The sequence below is a fragment of the Tenacibaculum aestuarii genome, from assembly GCF_964510395.1.
Taxonomy (GTDB): domain Bacteria; phylum Bacteroidota; class Bacteroidia; order Flavobacteriales; family Flavobacteriaceae; genus Polaribacter; species Polaribacter aestuarii.
Genome location: NZ_CAZEFY010000003.1, coordinates 527,260 through 547,799, shown reverse-complemented (window position 1 = coordinate 547,799; position 20,540 = coordinate 527,260). Strand labels below are relative to the sequence as shown.

General features: G+C 31.8%; 22 protein-coding genes. 7 read left to right on the top strand and 15 right to left on the bottom strand.

Features of this window, described 5'->3' with window-relative positions:
- Positions 1-7 precede the first annotated feature (7 nt).
- Genes ACKTSU_RS08660 through ACKTSU_RS08650 form a run of 3 tightly spaced genes read right to left on the bottom strand, consistent with a single transcriptional unit; the run spans position 8 to position 963 of the window.
- Complete coding sequence (locus ACKTSU_RS08660) at positions 8-325, bottom strand: CCC motif membrane protein (RefSeq protein WP_274634309.1); 318 nt, start codon at positions 323-325, stop codon at positions 8-10.
- 14 nt (positions 326-339) lie between these two features.
- The gene (locus ACKTSU_RS08655; RefSeq protein ID WP_028892546.1) at positions 340-633 is read right to left on the bottom strand and encodes a DUF2752 domain-containing protein; all 294 of its coding nucleotides are present in this window, start codon (positions 631-633) and stop codon (positions 340-342) included.
- Positions 634-639: 6 nt separating this feature from the next.
- The gene (locus tag ACKTSU_RS08650) at positions 640-963 is read right to left on the bottom strand and encodes a YbaB/EbfC family nucleoid-associated protein (protein WP_408035984.1); all 324 of its coding nucleotides are present in this window, start codon (positions 961-963) and stop codon (positions 640-642) included.
- Positions 964-1,035: 72 nt separating this feature from the next.
- Here ACKTSU_RS08650 and ACKTSU_RS08645 point away from each other — a divergent pair, with 72 nt between their 5' ends.
- The gene (locus ACKTSU_RS08645) at positions 1,036-3,198 is read left to right on the top strand and encodes a S9 family peptidase (protein WP_408035983.1); all 2,163 of its coding nucleotides are present in this window, start codon (positions 1,036-1,038) and stop codon (positions 3,196-3,198) included.
- A 114-nt stretch (positions 3,199-3,312) separates the two neighbouring features.
- Complete coding sequence (locus ACKTSU_RS08640) at positions 3,313-4,308, top strand: PLP-dependent cysteine synthase family protein (protein WP_408035982.1); 996 nt, start codon at positions 3,313-3,315, stop codon at positions 4,306-4,308.
- 147 nt (positions 4,309-4,455) lie between these two features.
- Here the strand turns inward: ACKTSU_RS08640 and ACKTSU_RS08635 are convergent, their stop codons facing one another.
- The gene (locus tag ACKTSU_RS08635) at positions 4,456-5,385 is read right to left on the bottom strand and encodes a DsbA family protein (protein ID WP_408035981.1); all 930 of its coding nucleotides are present in this window, start codon (positions 5,383-5,385) and stop codon (positions 4,456-4,458) included.
- A gap of 240 nt (positions 5,386-5,625) precedes the next feature.
- On the opposite strand from ACKTSU_RS08635, the gene ACKTSU_RS08630 reads away from it, so the two are divergent.
- Positions 5,626-5,985, top strand: coding sequence for a winged helix-turn-helix transcriptional regulator (locus ACKTSU_RS08630; protein ID WP_408035980.1), 360 nt, complete (start codon positions 5,626-5,628; stop codon positions 5,983-5,985).
- Between the two features lie 103 nt (positions 5,986-6,088).
- Here the strand turns inward: ACKTSU_RS08630 and ACKTSU_RS08625 are convergent, their stop codons facing one another.
- Both ACKTSU_RS08625 and ACKTSU_RS08620 read right to left on the bottom strand, forming a co-directional pair.
- Positions 6,089-6,787, bottom strand: a complete 699-nt coding sequence (locus tag ACKTSU_RS08625; RefSeq protein WP_408035979.1) for a putative phage abortive infection protein — start codon at positions 6,785-6,787, stop codon at positions 6,089-6,091.
- A gap of 30 nt (positions 6,788-6,817) precedes the next feature.
- Positions 6,818-8,077, bottom strand: coding sequence for an exo-beta-N-acetylmuramidase NamZ family protein (locus ACKTSU_RS08620; protein ID WP_408035978.1), 1,260 nt, complete (start codon positions 8,075-8,077; stop codon positions 6,818-6,820).
- Positions 8,078-8,213: 136 nt separating this feature from the next.
- On the opposite strand from ACKTSU_RS08620, the gene ACKTSU_RS08615 reads away from it, so the two are divergent.
- Positions 8,214-9,449, top strand: coding sequence for an ABC transporter permease (locus ACKTSU_RS08615; protein ID WP_408035977.1), 1,236 nt, complete (start codon positions 8,214-8,216; stop codon positions 9,447-9,449).
- A 22-nt stretch (positions 9,450-9,471) separates the two neighbouring features.
- Positions 9,472-10,830 carry a pyridoxal-phosphate dependent enzyme gene (locus tag ACKTSU_RS08610; RefSeq protein WP_408035976.1) on the top strand — a complete coding sequence of 453 codons (1,359 nt, stop codon included), beginning with the start codon at positions 9,472-9,474 and terminating at the stop codon, positions 10,828-10,830.
- A gap of 233 nt (positions 10,831-11,063) precedes the next feature.
- Here ACKTSU_RS08610 and lipA read toward each other — a convergent pair whose 3' ends face one another.
- The 6 genes from lipA to ACKTSU_RS08580 are packed head-to-tail and all read right to left on the bottom strand — an operon-like array spanning position 11,064 to position 15,270.
- Complete coding sequence (lipA, locus tag ACKTSU_RS08605) at positions 11,064-11,933, bottom strand: lipoyl synthase (RefSeq protein WP_274634163.1); 870 nt, start codon at positions 11,931-11,933, stop codon at positions 11,064-11,066.
- 40 nt (positions 11,934-11,973) lie between these two features.
- Positions 11,974-13,194: an Nramp family divalent metal transporter gene (locus tag ACKTSU_RS08600; protein ID WP_408035975.1), complete on the bottom strand. Its 1,221-nt coding sequence runs from the start codon at positions 13,192-13,194 to the stop codon at positions 11,974-11,976.
- 15 nt (positions 13,195-13,209) lie between these two features.
- Positions 13,210-13,350 (bottom strand): hypothetical protein, encoded by a 141-nt coding sequence (locus ACKTSU_RS08595; RefSeq protein WP_408035974.1) that lies wholly within the window; start codon positions 13,348-13,350, stop codon positions 13,210-13,212.
- A 28-nt stretch (positions 13,351-13,378) separates the two neighbouring features.
- Positions 13,379-13,942, bottom strand: a complete 564-nt coding sequence (locus ACKTSU_RS08590) for an RNA polymerase sigma factor (protein ID WP_028892534.1) — start codon at positions 13,940-13,942, stop codon at positions 13,379-13,381.
- Positions 13,933-15,036, bottom strand: coding sequence for a glycosyltransferase family 2 protein (locus ACKTSU_RS08585; RefSeq protein ID WP_408035973.1), 1,104 nt, complete (start codon positions 15,034-15,036; stop codon positions 13,933-13,935). The genes ACKTSU_RS08590 and ACKTSU_RS08585 overlap by 10 nt, the downstream gene beginning before the upstream one ends.
- A gap of 30 nt (positions 15,037-15,066) precedes the next feature.
- Complete coding sequence (locus ACKTSU_RS08580) at positions 15,067-15,270, bottom strand: hypothetical protein (protein ID WP_028892532.1); 204 nt, start codon at positions 15,268-15,270, stop codon at positions 15,067-15,069.
- A gap of 214 nt (positions 15,271-15,484) precedes the next feature.
- Here ACKTSU_RS08580 and aqpZ point away from each other — a divergent pair, with 214 nt between their 5' ends.
- The gene (gene aqpZ, locus ACKTSU_RS08575; protein ID WP_408035972.1) at positions 15,485-16,171 is read left to right on the top strand and encodes an aquaporin Z; all 687 of its coding nucleotides are present in this window, start codon (positions 15,485-15,487) and stop codon (positions 16,169-16,171) included.
- 136 nt (positions 16,172-16,307) lie between these two features.
- Here the strand turns inward: aqpZ and murB are convergent, their stop codons facing one another.
- Together murB and ACKTSU_RS08565 are read right to left on the bottom strand one after the other, a co-directional pair.
- Positions 16,308-17,318, bottom strand: a complete 1,011-nt coding sequence (gene murB, locus ACKTSU_RS08570) for a UDP-N-acetylmuramate dehydrogenase (protein WP_408035971.1) — start codon at positions 17,316-17,318, stop codon at positions 16,308-16,310.
- Positions 17,319-18,509 (bottom strand): pyridoxal phosphate-dependent aminotransferase, encoded by a 1,191-nt coding sequence (locus ACKTSU_RS08565; protein WP_408035970.1) that lies wholly within the window; start codon positions 18,507-18,509, stop codon positions 17,319-17,321.
- 178 nt (positions 18,510-18,687) lie between these two features.
- Between ACKTSU_RS08565 and ACKTSU_RS08560 the strand changes: the two genes are divergently transcribed.
- Entirely contained in the window at positions 18,688-20,001 is a 1,314-nt protein-coding gene (locus ACKTSU_RS08560) for an aspartyl protease family protein (protein ID WP_408035969.1), read from the top strand.
- A 55-nt stretch (positions 20,002-20,056) separates the two neighbouring features.
- Here ACKTSU_RS08560 and ACKTSU_RS08555 read toward each other — a convergent pair whose 3' ends face one another.
- Entirely contained in the window at positions 20,057-20,461 is a 405-nt protein-coding gene (locus ACKTSU_RS08555; RefSeq protein ID WP_408035968.1) for a DUF1573 domain-containing protein, read from the bottom strand.
- Positions 20,462-20,540: the final 79 nt, after the last annotated feature.

Below are 20,540 nucleotides of genomic sequence, written 5' to 3'. Positions count from 1 at the left end.
TGAGTTATTATTGATATTGCTCTAACTGTCTGTTGTATTCTTCCATAAGAACATCCCAATCTGTTGTAGCAACTCTGTAAATAGTCATTGATAAATAAATTGCATTTAATATTAAAGCAATCATAGCAACCGTTTTAGCTGTTTTTATAGATTTTATTGTAGCAGCATTATATTGCTCAGGGTTAGCTTCAGCTTCTTTTAGTTTACCGTTAGCCATAATAAAAGCTGGTAAAGCTAATACAATACCTAACCCAGCAAAACAGCAACATAAAAAACTGATGATTGATAATACGTAAATAACAGTAGGGTTGAATTGTTTTTCCATAGTTTTTCTAAAATTTAAATTATTTGATTCATTTTTATTACATAGCTAATCACAATAATAGCTATGTTAACGATAGCCAATATACTGATTATTTTTTGGGCGTATTTTACTTTATAAAAGAAGTTAATAGCAACGACAAAAGCTAATGCTAGTAAGGTATATATAGCAGGGTACATTTTAAAAGCTGCTATAAATTCCCCGTGAAAAACTAAGCTTAACGCACGTTGTATGCCACAACCTAAACAATCCATTCCAAAGAATTGTTTGTTTAAGCAGGGTAGCATATAATCTTCTAATTGTAAAAACATAGCCTATTATTTAAACATATCCATTCCAGGAATGTTTGGCATACCGCTTTTTGCAGCAATTGCTAATTCTTGTTCGTTAATTTCACCAGCACGCTTTAACGCTTTGTTTAAAGCTAAAATTAAGTAGTCTTCTAGCTCTTCTTTATCTTCTAATAAAGATTCATCAACAGTAATAGCCTTTACTTCTCTGTTGGCAGTTACGGTAACTTTTACATTTCCATCAGCAATACTTTCATCAATTAAAACGGTATCTAAACGTTTTTTAGTTTCTTCTACTTTTTGTTGAGCTTCTTTTAATTTACCCATCATTCCAGAAATATCTCCGAACATAATCCTTCTATTTTATGATTTACTTAACAACAAAAATAGTATTTTCACAAGAAATATAAACCAACTTTAAAAATGAAAAAATTAATGCTATCAGCTTTGGCATTTAGTCTTATTTTTGCGTCTTGTAAAAAGCAAGAAATGAAGAAAGATATCAAAGCTCCAGTTGCTGAAAAACAGCCGACAAAGTTAGAGAAACATGGAGATGTACGTACTGATGATTATTTTTGGATGCGTTTAACCGATGAGCAAAAAAATGCTGAGGTTAAAGATGAACAAACTCAAAAAGTATACGATTACCTAAACGCAGAGAATACTTATTATGATGAAATGACGGAAGAAACGAAAAAGTTTCAAGAAGAGTTGTTTCAAGAAATGAAGGGACGTATAAAAGAGGACGACGAGTCTGTTCCGTATAAAAAAGATGGGTATTTTTATATTACTCGTTATGAAAAAGGGCAACAGTACCCAATTCATAGCCGTAAAAAAGAAACTTTAGAGGCTGAGGAAGAAATCATGTTTAATGTGAATGATGAAGCTAAAGGGTATGATTATTTTCAGTTAGGAGGATTGAATGTATCTCCAGATAATAAAATGATAGCTTTTGCTACAGATACAGTAAGCCGTCGTCAGTATTTTATAAGAATAAAAAACCTTGAAACAGGAGATATTTATAAAGATATCATCGAAAACACGACTGGAGGTTCTGTATGGGCAAACGATAATAAAACGTTGTTTTATGCTAAAAAAGATCCTGTAACATTACGTTCTTCAAAAATTTACAAACATACTTTAGGCTCTGATGCATCTTTAGATGAATTAGTGTATGAGGAAAAAGATGATACGTTCGGAGCTTTTGTTACCAAGTCAAAATCTAAGGATTATATCATAATAGGTTCGTATAGTACAGTTTCTACAGAGTACCACGTATTAGATGCTAATAACCCTGATGGAGAGTTACGTATTATTCAACCTCGTGAGCGTGATTTAGAATATGATGTAGCACATTACGGAGATCATTTTTACATCAAAACAAATAAAGATGGAGCGACTAACTTTAAGTTAATGAAAACTCCTGTAGATAAACCAGGAAAAGAAAACTGGGTAGATGTAATTCCTCATAGAGATGATACTTTATTTGAAGATTTTTCAATCTTTAAAGATTATTTAGTTTTAGAGGAAAGAAATGAAGGGTTGAATAAAATCCGTATTAAACGATGGGATGGAAGCGAAGATTACTATTTACCTTTTGATGAAGAAACGTATTCAGCAGGGGTATATGGAAATCCTGAATTCGATACAGAGGTAATTCGTTATTCTTATAATTCAATGACAACTCCAAGTTCTGTGATTGATTTCAATATGAAAGATAAATCAAAAGAAATTAAAAAAGAACAAGAAGTTTTAGGAGGAAAGTTTGATAAGAACAACTACGTAAGCAAGCGTATCTGGGTACCTGCTCGTGATGGTAAAAAAGTAGCATTATCAATTGTACACCATAAAGATACGAAGCTTAATAAAAACACGCCTATTTTACAATATGCATATGGTTCTTACGGATATACAATTAATGACGGATTCTCAACAACACGTTTAAGTTTATTAGATCGTGGATTTGTATATGCATTAGCACATATTAGAGGAAGCCAGTATTTAGGGCGTGAGTGGTATGAAGATGGAAAAATGTTAAACAAGAAAAACACCTTTACTGATTTTATCGATTGTTCTAAATATTTAATAGATAACGGTTATACATCACCAGACCATTTATATGCTATGGGAGGTTCTGCTGGAGGTTTATTAATGGGAGCTGTTATAAACATGAATCCAGAGTTATATAATGGAATAATTGCTGCAGTACCGTTTGTAGATGTAATTTCTACGATGTTAGATGATAGTATTCCATTAACAACAGGTGAGTATGATGAGTGGGGGAATCCTAACAATAAAGAATATTACGATTATATCAAATCGTATTCTCCATACGATCAAGTTGAAGCAAAGGCATATCCAAATATGTTAGTAACTACAGGTTTGCATGATAGTCAAGTACAATACTGGGAGCCAGCAAAATGGGTAGCTAAACTACGTGAGTTAAAAACTGATAATAATTTATTATTCTTACATACAAACATGGAAGCAGGTCATGGAGGAGCATCAGGAAGATTCGATGCATTAAAAGAAACTGCAGAAGAATATACGTTCTTTTTAATGTTAGAAGGTAAGTTAAAAAAATAATTATATTTTTGCGCTCGATTGAGTGTAAGTGTCATTGCGAAAGCAACGAACAATCTCAACAGATTTTTCGTGTCTAATTTTCGTAATGACACTTTTTCTTATTTATAAAACATAATGAAAAGACATCAAGGTATTACCAATTCAATAATAGATTTAGTAGGTCAAACCCCCATGATTCAACTGCATCGAATTACCCAAGACTTACCGGGTACGTATTATGCAAAAGTTGAAGCTTTTAATCCAGGACACTCTGCTAAAGATAGAATTGCACTTCATATTATAGAAACAGCTGAAGAAAAAGGAATCGTTAAAGAAGGAGATATTATTGTTGAAACGACTTCTGGAAATACAGGTTTTTCCTTAGCGATGATTAGTATTGTAAAAGGGTATCGCTGTATTTTAGCAGTGAGCGATAAGTCTTCTCAAGATAAAATAGACATGCTAAAGTCGATGGGAGCAGAAGTTCATGTTTGTCCTGCAAATGTAACTCCTGATGATCCTCGCTCATATTATGAGGTAGCAAAACGATTGCATAGAGAAAATCCAGGGTCTATTTATATCAACCAGTATTTTAATGAGTTAAATATTGAAGCACATTACAAGAGTACCGGACCAGAAATTTGGAAACAAACAGAAGGGAGAGTAACTCACGTTGTAGCTGCAAGTGGAACGGGAGGTACAATTTCTGGAACTGCACGCTATTTAAAAGAACAAAATCCTGATATTCAAATTTTAGGAGTAGATGCTATGGGTTCTGTGATTAAAAAATACCACGAAACTGGTGAATTTGATGCCAATGAAATCAGTCCTTATAAAATTGAAGGTTTAGGTAAAAACTTAATTCCTACTTCTACAGATTTTGATGTGGTAGATGTATACGAAAAAGTGTCAGATAAAGAAGCAGCTTTAAAAGCTAGAGAATTAGTTAAAGCAGAAGGAATTTTTGCTGGATATACTTCAGGAGCAGCTTTACAGGCTACACAGCAATACGCAGATAACGGTTTTTTTGATGAAAATAGTGTAGTGGTAGTAATTTTACCAGACCATGGTTCTCGTTATATGAATAAAATTTATTCTAACAACTGGATGAAAGAACAAGGCTTCTTATAGAAAGCCTTGTGAGATGAAAACTAAAAAGTTTCGCTTTTGTTTTTTAGCATAAGCAATAGCGGAATTAATGACGTTGTTTTAGAATGTAATTGTTTGTCATCTAGGGGGATATGGGGGAGTGCTATTGCCTATGCTTAGAGGTATGTGTTAGATTTTTTTAATCGTCCACATAGCTCCATTTTTAGTAGCAATTTTATCTAACTTTTCTCTTTTCACAAGATCGTTTAATAACTGTTCACTTTGACTCCTTGGAGTTCCAGATAACTCTGAAAATTCTCTTGCCGTTAGTGAGTTGTATTTAGCAAATAATGTTTCCCAATCCTTAGCATATTCACTTTTAGAAATTTCAGGTTGAATTTTTAAAATAGCCATTTCGTAAAAAGCATAGGCTTTAGATCCGTATACGATTTCTTGTTTGCCAGAATTGTCTTCAAAATACATTGTAGGAAACCCTCGTACTCTATAAGCTCTAGCTAATTTTAAATCTTCTTCAAATAATACTTTAGCTTTTCCTTCATAATCAGCTTTTAATAAATCGACATCAAGACCTACGTTTTTAGCTGCAGTTACCATGTGTTCCCATTTAGCAATGTTTTTCTTTTTTAAGAACACCATTTCTCGTAGTTCTCTTAAAAATAATAAGGCTTTATCTTGGTCTTGTAACTGAGCTGCTTTAAATGCAATTGAAGGAGGGAAAGATGAATCTAAAGGGTCTTCTAGCCACACATCTCCATCTATTGGCATATCGTAGTAAGCGCTAACCTCGTCCCAATGATGCGCAACATCCGAAGGTTTACTTATTCCACCACTATTATAGCTCCAGTCAGGTAATAAACCACCCATTCTGTACTCAATTTCAATATCTTCTCCGTATTCTAACTTTAATTTACGTAGTTGAGGTTCAATACCCCAGCAAGAAGAACAAATAGGATCGGTAAAGTAAACTACCTTAAGTTTATTTTTGTTAGGTTGTTCTTTTTTAACAGCAGGAGCTTTAGTTTCATCAGTAGTTACTTCGCATACTCCTGTTTTCGGATCGCATAAAAGCGGATTTACATTCGAGGTTTGTTCGTTCATTTTCTTAGTTTTTGATTGACCTTTACAAGCTGAAAGATTCAATAAGGCAATAAATAATATTAATACATTAAGATTTTTAATCATACTCTTTTTGTTTTCTACTTTTTAATTTCGGTAGCCTTTTGATGAGACAAATCTATTGTAGATTAACTGTATATTTGCTATGGATTTCCTTTTAGAAAGTACTTTCCTCTAGGAAACTACCCTAGCGTTTAATGAATAGAATTAGAGTTTAGATAAGTGAAAAAATCAGTAGTTAACAATACACCTGTTTGTAAGGTAAGAATGCAAGCAATTAGCGATGCCATGAGTATATTATCAGGAAAATGGAAGTTTCATATTTTAGGAACTTTGATAGAAGGTAATAAACTAGGGTTTATGGATTTATTGCGAGAAATTAACGGAATAGGGTCTAAAATGCTTTCAAAAGAATTACAAGATTTAGAAATGAATCGTTTGGTTAACAGAACGGTTAAAAATACGAAACCAATCACGGTTGAATATACGATTACTGAATATGGTAAAACACTAGCTCCTTTAATTGACAATCTTGCAAACTGGGGAATTAACTATAGGCAATCGATGTGTGAGGATAAGTGATTGTAGATTTAAGATTTTTCTGATGATTAAATTGAAGAGGAAGGTTAGGTAATTATTGTATCTATAGAAAGATAAGTATGTAAAATATGTTTTAATAACTGAATTATTCTTGGTTATTTGTATAATCAAAGTTTAAAGTTAAATTTTTAGATATGTTTTTTAATAGATTTAAATTCCAATCATCTTTTAAATAATTTATATTTTTAATAAAAAACTTTTCATCGTTAGTTAAAGAATTAATTATTAAATCAAAATACCTTTTCTTTTGATTGTCATTGATTTTGCTATTCTCAATCCATTCAAGTAAAGTGTTTAAGCTTCTGAAATAATATTCAAAACTTAAATTGTTAAAATCTATAGTTTTATTATATGCACATTGAAATTCATGATTTTCTTCAAGTTTTTGGAATTTTCTTCTACTTTCTAGAAAAAATCTAGAACCATATATCCACTCTTTTTCTCCTTCTCCCTCTTTCTTCCAAAATTTCATTTGTTCAAAACGATATTGGTTAAAGGTTTTAAGTAATTCAAAGAAATAACTATTAAATTTATTCAATTCAAAAGAATCTAAAGTAGATTTTTCTATTTCTTTTTGACTAATGTAAGTTTTATAAACGAAAGTCAAAGTTAGAGGAAGTGTTAAAGCAGCAGAAACACCGCCTATAAAACTACCAAATTGACTCCAAGTATTATTGTTTACTAAGACTTTAAAATCATAAAAAAAATATAAATAAGTAAACCAAGGTAAGGCTGTGATAAAGAAAATTAATATATATATCTTTAAATTAGTTGTTTTTCTCATAAAGTTGGTCAGTTGAATTAATCTTTAAAACTACTCATACAACAAATACTCTTCACGAACTTTTTTAAAGTCATTTAAACCTTGTTGCCAACTTGCTTTAATTTCTTTTTCAGAAAGCCCTTGTTCAATTTGTTCTTGTAGTTTTTTGGTTCCTGCTAGTTTGGTGAAAAAAGCATTGAAAAAATCTTTTTTAGGAGACTGTTCGTATGCTTTTTTAAGCCAACTAAGATCTAAGTTAGTTAAACGGTTGTGAGTGCTTAAATCTTCTCCAAAACATAATTCTCCTTTATATTTTGGGTGTTTTGCTCCTTCGTTTGGTTGCGGAGTAAAACTAAAACCAGTTTTTTCTAAATATGGCGAACCATAAATTTGAAATTGTTTGTCAGTTCCTCTACCAGCAGAAACGTTTGTTCCTTCAAAAAAGCACAAACTAGGGTATAGGTTAATCGAAACATCATTCGGTAAATTAGGCGATGGTTTTATCGGTAAACTATAGGTTGATTGGTGTGTATAATTTTCTAAAGTAATCACTGTTAAATCACATTTAGCCTCATTAGCCAACCATTTTTCGCCGTTAATCATTCGTCCGTATTCACCAATCGTCATTCCATAAACAACAGGTATAGGATGCATCCCCACAAAACTTGTGTGTTCAGGTTCTAACATAGGTCCGTCAATATAATGTCCGTTCGGATTTGGTCTATCCAATAAAATCACAGGAATATTTGCCTCGGCACAAGCTTCCATTACATAATGTAACGTAGAAATATAGGTATAAAAACGCGCGCCTACATCTTGAATATCAAAAACAACAACATCAATTTCGTTTAATTGTTCTGGTGAAGGTTTCTTGTTTTTTCCGTACAAGGAGATGATTGGAATTCCTGTTTTTATATCTTTTCCATCAGCGATTGCTTCACCAGCATCAGCTTTTCCTCTAAAACCATGCTCAGGAGCAAAAACCTTTTGTACGTTAATTCCTTCGTAATTATGTAAATAATCTACTAAGTGATGCTGTACCATTTTAGAGCCCATGATATTTGGAGCAACTTCTGCTCGTTGTAATACTTGTAAAACTGAGGTTTGATTGGCAACAATTGCAATATTTTTATTTTTTAAAAGAGGAAGATAGGCTGTGGTTCTGTCAGCCCCAGTTTTAATAGTTTTTGGTTCTTCTTTTTGTATAGGTTCTTGTTTGTTCTCTGTTGATTTTTGAGGTTGCGCACAAGAAGTAAGTTGAAAACTGAATACTAAAAAAAGGGAAAAAACGGAATTAAAAGAAAGCTTCATCTATAAAAAATTAAAAGATAAAGGTACAGATTTCTATTTTTTAAGAATAATAAAAGTTAAAGAATTAAAACCTAGGTATTCTTCTCTTTCTTTCCGTAAGAATTAATTACTTTTGGTTTTGTAAAAAAGAAAACATTTGAATTTCGAACTATTTATAGCAAAACGAATCATTGCTGGAAAACAGTATAAAAGCAGTATTTCATCACCTATCATTACCATAGCAACCATTGCCATTGCACTTGGCGTGGCAATTATGCTGATTGCGGTGTCAATAACCTCAGGTTTTCAAAACAAGGTGCGCGATAAAATGACCGGATTTAAAGGGCATATTCAAATTGTAAATTACGATAACAACAATTCCGATGTTTCTACTGTTCCGATTGATATTAACCAGGAGTTCTATCCAGAGTTTAAAAATATTGATGGAATAAAAAAAGTTCAACCTTTTGCCAATGTGGGAGGAATCATAAGAACTCCATCCGATTTTGAAGGAATAATATTGAAAGGAGTTTCAGCCGATTATGATTTTACATTTTTCAATGAATGTTTGGTTGAAGGTCGCTTGCCTAATTTCAATCAAGAAAGAAATAAAGAAATTTTAATCTCAGAATCAATCGCTAATCGATTAAACTTTAAATTAAACGACACGATTCAAACATGGTTTGGAGCTGAAAATAGTAGTTTGAAATTTAAAATGAGAAAACCTGTAGTTGTAGGAATTTACAATACAGGGTTTGAGCAGTTTGATAAAATCATGGTGTTGGGTGATTTAAGAGAAGTACAACAGATTAATCGCTGGGAGGAAAACCAAGTAGGAGGTTTTGAAGTGTTGATTGATGATTACGATGAGTTAAGACAAAAAGGAGATGAAGTATATTCAAGTATAGGAGCAACCCTAAATAGCATTACCATTGTTGATCATTATCCAGCAATTTTTGAATGGTTAAAGTTATTAGATAACAACGTGTGGTTTATTATCGGAATTATGGTGTTGGTTGCAGGAATAAACATGGTAACAGCCTTGTTAGTTCTTATTTTAGAACGCGTGCAAATGGTAGGAATATTAAAAGCCTTAGGAAGTGTAAATTGGAGCATTAGAAAAATATTTTTATACAATGCTTCGTATTTAATTTTAAAAGGATTGTTCTGGGGAAATCTTATCGGGTTGAGTCTTCTTTTAATTCAGAAGTACACCAAATTAATAAGCTTGGATCCTGAAACCTATTATGTGTCTACGGTACCTGTAGATATCAATTTACTAGCGATTTTATTGTTAAATATTGGTACGCTAGCATTATGCTTTTTAATGTTGATTGTACCTTCGTATATCATAACCAAAATCCGCCCTTCAAAATCCATTCGATTTGCTTAGTTTTGCATAACAATTACAAGATATGAAGTACGCAAAAAATATATTAGAAACTATTGGTAACACACCTTTAGTTCAATTAAACTCTGTAACAAAAGAAGTTGATGCTTTGGTGTTAGCTAAGGTAGAAACTTTTAATCCAGGAAACTCTGTAAAAGACCGTATGGCATTAAAGATGATTGAAGATGCTGAAGCTGATGGTCGTTTAAAACCAGGAGGTACTATTATTGAAGGTACTTCAGGAAATACAGGAATGGGATTAGCTTTAGCGGCTATTGTAAAAGGGTATAAGTGTATTTTTGTAATTTCTGATAAGCAGTCAAAAGAAAAAATGGATATTCTACGTGCAGTAGGAGCAGAGGTAGTTGTTTGTCCTACAAACGTAGAACCAGATGATCCTCGTTCATATTATTCAGTATCTAAGCGTTTAGGAGAAGAAACTCCTAATTCTTGGTACGTAAATCAATATGACAATCCATCAAATGCGCAGGCACATTACGAGCAAACAGGACCAGAAATTTGGGAGCAAACTGATGGAAAAATCACACATTTTGTAGTTGGAGTAGGAACTGGAGGAACTATTTCTGGAACAGCAAAGTATTTAAAAGAAAAGAATCCAAATATTAAAATTTGGGGAGTTGATACCTACGGATCTGTCTTTAAAAAATATCACGAAACAGGTATTTTTGATGAAAATGAAATCTATCCTTACATTACTGAAGGAATTGGAGAAGATATTTTACCTAAGAACGTTGATTTTTCATTAATTGATGGGTTTACTAAGGTTACCGATAAAGATGCGGCTGTTTATACACGTAAGATAGCGAAAGAAGAAGGTATTTTTGTTGGAAACTCTGCAGGTTCAGCAATTAAAGGATTGTTACAGTTAAAAGACGAATTTAAACCAGATGATGTAGTAGTTGTGTTATTCCATGATCACGGAAGTCGTTATGTAGGTAAGATGTTTAATGATGATTGGATGCGTGATAGAGGTTTCTTAGAAGAAGAAATTACAACTGCAGAAGATTTAATTAAAGATCATATTGATAAGCCATTAGTAACTGTTCAAACAGAAGAGTTGGTCGCACATGCAATAGAGAGAATGCGTAGTTTTAAAATATCTCAAATTCCTGTAAGAGATGCAAGCGGATTTGTAGGTTCTGTTGATGAATCTGCTTTGTTACATAGTTATTTAGAAGATAAAAATGTAGCAGACAAGCCTATTAAAGAGGTTATGGGCAAAGCATATCCTATAGTTAAAAAATCGGCTTCAATAGAAGAAGTATCTAAATTAATAGACAAAGATAGTCAAGCTGTATTGGTTGATTTAGAAAATGGGAAGTATCACATTGTCACTAAATATGACATTATCAGAGCAATATAAGTTGTAAAGTATTATAAAATCAAAAAGCCCACTCAATTGAGTGGGCTTTTTTGTTAATCAACTAATTCAAATAATTTACACAATGAAAACAATGTTACTTGTTTACATAAATATTGTTTCCAATATCTGTGCCAAAATTAAAAAGAAAAAACGCACGTTAGTGCGTTTTTTAAATATTTGACATTTTTTTAACGTTGAAACGTTAAAAAGTTAAGGATTATTTAAAGTGAAAATTAGCTTGCGTGCTTGTGTGCTTTGTACGAAGAACGTACTAAAGCCCCGCTTTCTACGTACATAAAGCCCATTTCTAATCCTAAAGTTTCGTATTTCTTAAACTGTTCTGGTGTTATGAATTCCTTAACAGGTAAGTGTTTTTTACTAGGTTGTAAATATTGGCCGATAGTAATAACATCTAACCCAACACCACGTAAATCTTTCATAGTTTGAATTACTTCTTCTTCAGTTTCTCCTAAACCAAGCATAATTCCAGATTTAGTACGCATACCATTATCTTTTAAGTATTTTAAAACACCTAAACTACGGTCGTATTTTGCTTGAATACGAACTTCACGTGTTAAACGACGTACCGTTTCCATATTATGAGAAACTACTTCAGGAGCAACTTCAATAATACGATCTATTAATTTTTCATTCCCTTGAAAGTCTGGTATCAAAGTTTCTAAAGTAGTATTCGGGTTTGCTCTACGGATTGCCTGTACTGTTTCAGCCCAAATAATAGAACCTCCATCTTTCAAATCATCACGATCAACCGAAGTAATTACAGCATGCTTAATATCCATTAACTTGATAGAGCGCGCAACTTTTTCTGGTTCATCCCATTCAACAGTATCTGGTCTTCCTGTTTTTACACCACAAAATCCGCAAGAACGTGTACAAGTATTTCCTAAAATCATAAAGGTAGCAGTACCTTCTCCCCAGCATTCACCCATGTTAGGGCAGCTTCCGCTGGTACAAATTGTATTCAGTTTATACTTATCAACTAAACCTCTTAGTTCGGTATATTTTTTACCAACAGGTAATTTTACACGTAACCATTTTGGTTTTTTTGTTCTTTCTGGTGCTACTATAGATTCGTTTGCCATTCCATAAAAAAATTGAACTGCAAATTTACAAAGAAAAGATTTATAAACTAAGCAAAAACCAAATACTAAACCCAATAAGAAAAGCAATGCCAACTAAGCTTAAAATACGCAAGCCTATTTCTGGTCTGTGTTTTTCAGATGTATGTTTTCCTGTTATTAAAATGTAGTTTAAAATTGCGTAAAAAGGTGCTGTTAAAAACGATAAAACAGTAGCGATTCTTACAAGAAAAACCATATCAATTAAAAAATAACGAAGGATTATATACGTACCAATTGTTAAAAGTATGATCCAAAACCAGTAGTTTAATTTTATCTTTTTGGAAAAAAGTAATGAAGAAGATTTTTCCATTGCTCTAGGTGAAGCATCCAAGGTGGTAATAGTGGTGCTAAACATAGTTGTAAATGCTGCAGCACCGATAAATATTCCTGAGAATTCACCAAGGTTTTCAGTATATAGATTAATAAGTTGTGAGGCAAAAGTAGCTCCTTTACTAGAAAAAGACTCTCCTGATTGATACATTACTAAAGCCCCTAACATCACAAAACAAACTCCTAAAAATAAGGCTCCAATGTATCCTACATTAAAATCAAAAATAGCTTGTTTAGGTTTAATCTTTTCAAAAGTAATTTTATCTTTTTCAACTGACCATAATGAATGCCAAATTGAAATATCTAATGGGGCAGGCATCCATCCTAAAAAGGCAATTAAAAAAGTTACTTGTGCTGTTCCGCTAGGGATAATTTGTTGAAAGCTGAATCCTTTTTCAGTTTTAAATAAAGCGATAGCCACAGCAACAATAGTACTTACAGTTAAAATGGCTATAATATACTTCATCAAATTGTCTAAAAAAGTATACTTACCAATTCCTAAAAAAAGAATACTAACTAGCATAATTGCTAATGACCATGCAACTAAATCGTGTGAAAAACCAAAGAGATTAGCTGCCAAACTAGCAGTAACAATCGTTACAGCAGCTTGAATGGTAAACATGGTAGCAAAATTTAAAATATAGTAACTTATTAAAACGCCTTTGCCTAGTTTTTTATAACCATCTAACAGCGTTTCTCCGGTTGCAGCAGCATAGCGTGGTCCGAACTGGAAAAAAGGATATTTAAAAACATGAACTAGGAGAAGCGCCCAAAGTAAACCAAAACCAAAATCGGCACCAGCTCTGGTAGATTGTACTAAGTGCGAAACCCCAATGGCAGCTCCAGCAAATAATAATCCAGGACCTAATAAACTTAAGAGGGATTTTTTCATGAGAAAAGAGAAGGTTTAAAAGTTTAGATAATCACTATTTCTTAGCTTTTTTAAAATAGCGCTTACATGCTCTTTTCTTCCTCTTTTTAATCGAAGCTCTTTATATAATTCTTTTTTGTATACGTTTTTTGCGTTTGCATGAAACTGTAAAATCATAAGTTTTTGATTTTAATGTTCTTGCAATTTATGATTTCTTTATTATTTCAGCTAATAATTTTTTTGCACGCAATAATTTAACTTTAACATTGTTAATAGGTTCGTTAATTTGCTCAGAAATTTCTTTATAACTCAATTCCTGAAAATAACGAAGATTGATAACTTCTTGATATTTTGGTTTTAGTTTTTTAATATCTTTTAGAAGCTTGGCTAAGTTTTGTTCCGTAATAATTTTATCCTCAGGTGAGGGGGCGTCATCAACAACGGCATACACCTCTTTTTCTTGTTCTTCGGTAGTTTGTGTATAGATAGAAGACTTTTTTTTCCGAAGAAAATCGATATATACATTTTTGGAAATGGTAATCAGCCAAGTTTTAAATTGATAATCTTCATCAAAAGTTTCAATTCTATCAAAAGCTTTAGAAAAAGTTTGAATGGTAATATCTTCAGCATCATTATCATTCTGAGTTTGTTTTAATTGAAAAGCATATACGTTTCCCCAAAAAGTGTCTAACAAATAATTAAAAGCTATTTGATTTCCTTTTTTTGCTTGCTGAATATTGTGAAGTACTTTTTCTTGATTTATTTCCAATGTTTTGGTTTCGAAATTTGGTTTGATATAAATATACTAATTTGTACTAATACGAAACAAATATCTAAGAAAGGCAGTAATAGAATTACGTTTTTTTCTTGAAGTTTTGAAGCAGCTTTTCCTAAAGCTACATATTGTAAAATGAAATATCCTATTACAACTGGCAAGGCAATTACCCAATTAATTACCGCGATGTAAATAGCTAAAATGTAGAATACTACTTTCGATATTTTGAATAAACGGAGTAAAAATTGATGTTTGGTTTTGTATAATGAATTTAGGATGGTTTCTTTTTTCTGAAGAGAAATCCATTCTTTGAAAGTTATTTTTTTTCTAGCCCCAACAAAGCTGTTGACATTAGTAGTGTAGGTTGTGTTGGTTTTGGTAGCAGCATCTTTTATAAATAAATCGGCTTCACCAATAAAAAGATTTACGTGATTGATGTATCCGTTAACTCTAAAAAACTCGCTTTTTGTATATGCCAAGTTATGGTTTGTAGCTTTGTACGGATTTCCAAATTTGGTAAAAGTAAAAGCTTGAATGTTGTTTAATAAATGGTGAAATCGTATAAATAGATTACTTAACGAATTCTTATTACGTTTTAACTTTTGATACCCAATAACTATTGATTTTTCTTGTGAAAAATTACTAGCCATTTCACTAATCCAGTTCTCAGTTAAAGTTTTACTGCCTATTTCGGTAAATAATAAATGTTCGTGTGTAGCAGCTTTAACCCCAAGAGTAAGTGCGTATTTTTTATTTCCCCAAAAAGCTTCTGTATTTTTTACGTCTACAACTTTTAAGTTTGCGTACTTTTTTTGTAGTTCTTCTAAGATATCTAAAGTGTTATCTGTAGAAGCGTTGTTAATAAGAACAATTTCAAAATCATGGTATTTTTGTTTAACCAAATGTTGAATATATTCAGTTAAAATATCAGCATTGTTTTTTATATATACAATTACTGAAATAGGGATATTCACGTCTCCGTTTTTTTCTTTTTTCTTTTCAAAAGCAAAAGAACAGAAGAACAAATAATACACAACTTGTATAGCCGTAGCTACAACAAAAGTGTAGAACAGTATAGTAAATACCATAAAAATAAAAAGGTTAGTTGAGTAAGACCGTTAGTTGTGTTGAGGTTCGCTACAAGTATCGAATTGGTCTGGGGTTTTACCACAAAACCCGCAAGCTTCACCACTTTCGTTTAACATTGGGTTTTGACTAGCACAAGTACCAGCAAACTCTCCGTCTTTTTTTGCCCAAATTTTAATGGCAATTCCAGCAAATGCTAACGCTAATAATCCTATGGTAACAAAAATTAATTTCATCTGTTCGTTTTTAATTGTTTCTCAATGGTCAGATGTAACCTTAAATGTTTAAAATACTTATTTTAAACCTACAGGTTTCATGATGTGTTGTTTTGTATTGCAAAGATACGAACTTCCTGTTTCTTCTGTGTGAATTTAAAAGAGATTTATAACAATGTGACTTTTATTTAAATACGGGTCATATTTAAGAATCAATTAATTTAAAAACATGAATATGAAAAAATATTTTGCTGAATTTTTCGGAACATTTTGGTTAGTTTTTGGAGGGTGTGGTAGTGCTATTTTTGCTGCTGGATTTCCCGATTTAGGTATTGGCTTCACTGGCGTAGCATTGGCCTTTGGTTTAACGGTATTAACAATGGCGTATGCAGTAGGACACATTTCAGGAGGGCATTTTAACCCTGCAGTTACTATTGGGCTTTGGATTGGTGGAAATCATACAGCTAAAGAAGTAGTACCATATATTGTATCACAATTAGTAGGAGCTATTTTAGCAGCTACTTTTTTATATTTAATAGTAACAGATAACGACGGATTTGAAATACTTGAAGGCTTTGCAGCTAATGGCTATGGAGATTTATCTCCTGGAGGATATAACATGACAGCAGCTTTTGTAGCAGAGTTTTTATTAACTATGTTCTTTTTGCTAATCATTTTAGGAAGTATTCACAAAAATGCACCAAAAGGTTTTGCACCAATTGCTATTGGTTTAGGGTTGACCTTAATTCACTTAATAAGTATTCCGATTACGAATACATCGGTAAATCCAGCTCGTTCTATGAGTCAAGCGCTATTTGCTGGAGGTGGTTACTTATCGCAAGTATGGTTGTTTTGGGTAGCTCCTATAGCTGGTGCAGTAGTGGGTGGTTTAATTTACAAGGCTTTATTTGATAAAGAATAGATAGCATCAATATAAAAAGATAAACGTCGTTACTAATTTTAAATCTAGTAACGACGTTTTTTTATATAATATGAGGTCGAAAGACTAAATGTCTAATAATCTAAATATCTAACCATCTAATAATCCAGAAATCTATCTATTGAATAATATTCACTTCTATTTCAAGATCAATATCAAATGTTTTTTTGATAGTATGCTGAATTTTTTGTGCTAACTCGTAAATTTTTTTTCCTGTTGCTCCACCATAATTCACCAATACGAGGGCTTGTTTTTCATGGACTCCATAATCGCCAAAACGCTTGCCTTTAAATCCGATTTGTTCAATTAGCCATCCAGCAGGAACTTTAATCTCTGTATCAGAAATTACATAACTAGGAATATTAGGAAATGCTGTTTGAAGCTTTTCAAAATGTTCTTTTGAAATCACAGGGTTTTTAAAGAAACTACCACTGTTTCCTATTTTTTTAGGATCCGGCAACTTTGATTGACGAATAGCTATAACAGCGTCAGAAACATCTTTAATAGTCGGATTTGTAATATCTTTTGAAGATAGCTCAGATTCAATTGCTCCGTAAGAAGTATTAAGATTGTGATTGTTTTTTGTTAGTTGGAAACTAACAGAAGTCAATACATACTTTCCTTTCGCTTCGTTTTTAAAAATAGAATTACGGTATCCAAACTGGCATTCTTCCGCAGAAAAAGAAACTAGTTTTCCTGTTTCAATTTCAATAGCTTCAACTTTTGATATGGTATCTTTTACTTCAACACCGTAAGCTCCAATATTTTGGATAGGACAAGTACCCACATTACCCGGAATTAATGATAAGTTTTCTAATCCGCCATAACCTTGAGAAACACACCATAAGACAAATTCATGCCAGCTTTCGCCAGCATTAGCAGTAATGTATATATCGTTATGATTTTCTCTATCAATAGAAATTCCTTTTATATCAATGTGTACAACTAAGGTATCAATATCTTTGGTGAGTAGCATATTACTTCCTCCAGAAATTAAAAAAATGTCTTTTTCTTCTTTTAAAAGTTGTTGTAGCTGATATACAGAGGTGACAGAAACAAAACGTTTGGCATTAACATTAATACCAAACGTGTTGTACTCTTTTAAAGGTATGTTTTTTTGAATATTCAATTAGCTATTGTATTTTTCTAAAGCAATTTTTAATATTTCAACCGAGCGTTTTAAGTCCGCTTTATTTAAAACGTACGCGATACGAACTTGGTTCTTTCCTTCACCTTCTGTTGAATAGAATCCGCTAGCAGGGGCTACCATTACCGTTTCGTTATTATCGTTGAAGCTTTCTAAAATCCACTGAGCAAAATCGTCGCTATCTTTTACTGGTAATTCAGCAACACAATAAAAAGCTCCTTTAGGATTCGCAACTTTTACACCTTCAATTTTTTGTAATTCAGTAATTAAGGTGTTTCTACGATCTTCGTATTCTTCAATTACTTCATCAAAATAACTTTGAGGAGTTTCTAAAGCAGCTTCACTAGCAATTAAAGCGTAAGTTGGAGGACTTAAACGTGCTTGAGCAAATTTAAGAGCAGTATTAATAAATTCTTCGTTTTTAGAAACGATACAACCAATTCTAGCACCACACATACTATATCGCTTCGAAACAGAATCGATCATAATAGCATTTTGCTCTAATCCTTCTAAAGCCATTACCGAATTGTGTTTTTCTCCGTCATAAGTAAACTCACGATACACTTCATCAGCAATTAAAAATAAATCGTGTTTTAATACAATTTGTTTTAATTTTTCAATTTCTTCTTGACTGTATAAATAACCCGTTGGATTTCCAGGGTTACAGATTAGGATTGCTTTAGTTTTTGAAGTAATTAATTTTTCAAAATCTTCAATTGCAGGTAAAGCAAAGTTATCCTCAATTTTAGAAATTACAGGAACAACTTTTACACCTGAAGCAGTTGAAAATCCGTTATAATTAGCATAAAAAGGCTCAGGAATAATGATTTCATCTCCTGGATCTGTAATACTACCAATAGTAAATAATAAAGCTTCTGAACCTCCTGTAGTTGCAATAATATTGTTAGCTGCTACATGAATATCGTTTTTAGCATAGTAATTAGCTAATTTTGTTCTGTATTCTTCCGAACCTTCAGATCTAGCATAAGACAATACTTCAATAGTATTATTTTTTACAGCATCTAAAGCGACTTGTGGAGTTTTGATGTCTGGTTGCCCAATGTTTAAGTGATAAACTTTTGTTCCGTTCTTTTTAGCAGCCTCTGCAAAAGGAACCAATTTACGTATTGGTGATTGAGGCATAGCATTTCCTTTACTAGAAATTGATGGCATTTTTATATTAATTAGTTGTTTGAGTGGCAAATTTGCGAAATATTTTTGATAAAATAAGAGAGTTTTTAAGGAAAAAGGGGGTTAAAAAAATCATAAAAAGCGAAAAAAATGATAAGAAGATTGTATCTTTAAGTACAGAACCTTAAAACAAGTTTTTTTGACTAAACTACTACTATATATGTTAACACTATTTTTTAGTGTGTCTGTTTTTGCACAGCAAAATTTTAAATTTTTAGGAAATAATACAGATAAACAATCTATTAATTTTCAATTAATAAATAACCTTATTGTCATACCTCTAGAAATTAACGGGAATCAATTGTCTTTTATTTTAGATACAGGAGTAAGTAGAACAATTTTATTCAACCTGACCTCAAAAGATAGTGTAGGGTTAAATGATATAGAAAGAGTGTTTATTCGAGGGCTAGGTACAGGAGAACCCGTTGAAGCATTAAAATCTAAAAATAATATTTTTAGAATAAAGAACATCAAGAGTTCTAGTGAAGAGCTTTACGTTATATTAAAGGATGCTTTTGATATATCTGCCAAAATGGGAACTACAATTCATGGTATAATAGGTTATGATTTGTTGAAAGATGTTATTGTAAAAATTAATTATAATAGTAAAAAGATTGATTTTTACAATCCGAAAACTTATAAAAAATCTATTTGTAGAAGTTGTGAAAGTTTTCCTTTACAATTTTATAGAGATAAACCTTATATAGATGCTTTTGTGCAGTTAGATTCTCCTACAAGCATGATGATACCTGTGAAATTATTAATTGATACTGGAGGAAGTGATGCAATCTGGTTATTTGAAGGGACAAAAGAAGAATTACAAACTCCTAAAAAATTTTTTAAGGATATTGTAGGAGAGGGGTTTAGTGGAACCATCTATGGAAATAGAAGTAGGATAAAAAAAATTGAAATAGGAAAATTTTTAATAGAAGAACCAACAGCATCTTTTTTAGATTCTTCTTCAACATTTAATGCAAGACAATTTAAAGAACGAAATGGTAGTATCGGAGGAGATATTTTAAAACGGTTCAAAGTTTGGATAGATTATCCTAACGAGAGAATTATTTTAAAGAAAAATGCTTCTTTAAAAAAAGGTTTTTATTACAATATGAGCGGTATACACGTTGTACATGCTGGTCAAGAGTTAGTAAGAGAAAAATCGATGACCAAAGCTGTAGATAGTTATAATAATGATGCACAGCAAAAAAATGTTATTTCATTTATAGATAGTTATTTTTATCGCTTTAAACCTAAATATAGAATAGATAAAGTCGTAAAGAATTCACCTGCATATAAAGTAGGGCTTAAAGTAGATGATGTTATAAAAAAGATTAACGGTAAAGCAGCACACGAATATCAACTGAATGGAATTATTGAAATGTTTCATACCAAACCTGGCAGAAGAATAAGAATAGAAGTTGAAAGGGCAGGAGTGAAGCTAAAGTTTGAATTTAAATTAGAACAGCGTATATAAATAAAAAGCTCAACTTATTAAAGTTGAGCTTTTTATATTTAATGGAATGTAGTTTTTAGCTATCACTTACTGTACTTTTTTCTTTCGCAGGTGTTGCATCTTTTGCTATAAACCCTTTTATCTTAATCATTTTTCTACTTTTCTTAGCGTTAGAAATAATGGTAATAGCTTTAGAAAAACCACCTGGTCTTTTAGTGTCATAAGAAACCTCAATTTCTCCTTTTTCTCCTGGCATAATTGGTTTTTCAGGTTTAGTTGGAACTGTACATCCACAAGTAGATATAATATCTTTTATAATTAAAGGAGCATCTCCTACGTTTGTGAATTCAAATACACGTTTTCCTTCAGACCCAAGAGCTACTTTACCGTAGTCGATTGTTTCAGTTTCAAATTTAAATTCTTGAGCGCTTACTGTTAACGTAATAAAGAAAACAGCGACAAATGATAAAATTGTTTTCATAATGTTAAAATTAATTTTAAGGTGTAAACCAATACAAATTTAGTATTATTTATTTAAGATCTTAAAAAAACAACTTCTA

Coding starts and splice junctions, on each gene's coding strand:
- ACKTSU_RS08660 (WP_274634309.1), bottom strand. CDS start 325: ATGGAAAAACAATTCAACCCTACTGTTATTTACGTATTATCAATCATC.
- ACKTSU_RS08655 (WP_028892546.1), bottom strand. CDS start 633: ATGTTTTTACAATTAGAAGATTATATGCTACCCTGCTTAAACAAACAA.
- ACKTSU_RS08650 (WP_408035984.1), bottom strand. CDS start 963: ATGTTCGGAGATATTTCTGGAATGATGGGTAAATTAAAAGAAGCTCAA.
- ACKTSU_RS08645 (WP_408035983.1), top strand. CDS start 1,036: ATGAAAAAATTAATGCTATCAGCTTTGGCATTTAGTCTTATTTTTGCG.
- ACKTSU_RS08640 (WP_408035982.1), top strand. CDS start 3,313: ATGAAAAGACATCAAGGTATTACCAATTCAATAATAGATTTAGTAGGT.
- ACKTSU_RS08635 (WP_408035981.1), bottom strand. CDS start 5,385: ATGAACGAACAAACCTCGAATGTAAATCCGCTTTTATGCGATCCGAAA.
- ACKTSU_RS08625 (WP_408035979.1), bottom strand. CDS start 6,787: ATGAGAAAAACAACTAATTTAAAGATATATATATTAATTTTCTTTATC.
- ACKTSU_RS08620 (WP_408035978.1), bottom strand. CDS start 8,077: ATGAAGCTTTCTTTTAATTCCGTTTTTTCCCTTTTTTTAGTATTCAGT.
- ACKTSU_RS08610 (WP_408035976.1), top strand. CDS start 9,472: ATGAAGTACGCAAAAAATATATTAGAAACTATTGGTAACACACCTTTA.
- lipA (WP_274634163.1), bottom strand. CDS start 11,933: ATGGCAAACGAATCTATAGTAGCACCAGAAAGAACAAAAAAACCAAAA.
- ACKTSU_RS08600 (WP_408035975.1), bottom strand. CDS start 13,194: ATGAAAAAATCCCTCTTAAGTTTATTAGGTCCTGGATTATTATTTGCT.
- ACKTSU_RS08595 (WP_408035974.1), bottom strand. CDS start 13,350: ATGATTTTACAGTTTCATGCAAACGCAAAAAACGTATACAAAAAAGAA.
- ACKTSU_RS08585 (WP_408035973.1), bottom strand. CDS start 15,036: ATGGTATTTACTATACTGTTCTACACTTTTGTTGTAGCTACGGCTATA.
- ACKTSU_RS08580 (WP_028892532.1), bottom strand. CDS start 15,270: ATGAAATTAATTTTTGTTACCATAGGATTATTAGCGTTAGCATTTGCT.
- aqpZ (WP_408035972.1), top strand. CDS start 15,485: ATGAAAAAATATTTTGCTGAATTTTTCGGAACATTTTGGTTAGTTTTT.
- ACKTSU_RS08565 (WP_408035970.1), bottom strand. CDS start 18,509: ATGCCATCAATTTCTAGTAAAGGAAATGCTATGCCTCAATCACCAATA.
- ACKTSU_RS08560 (WP_408035969.1), top strand. CDS start 18,688: ATGTTAACACTATTTTTTAGTGTGTCTGTTTTTGCACAGCAAAATTTT.
- ACKTSU_RS08555 (WP_408035968.1), bottom strand. CDS start 20,461: ATGAAAACAATTTTATCATTTGTCGCTGTTTTCTTTATTACGTTAACA.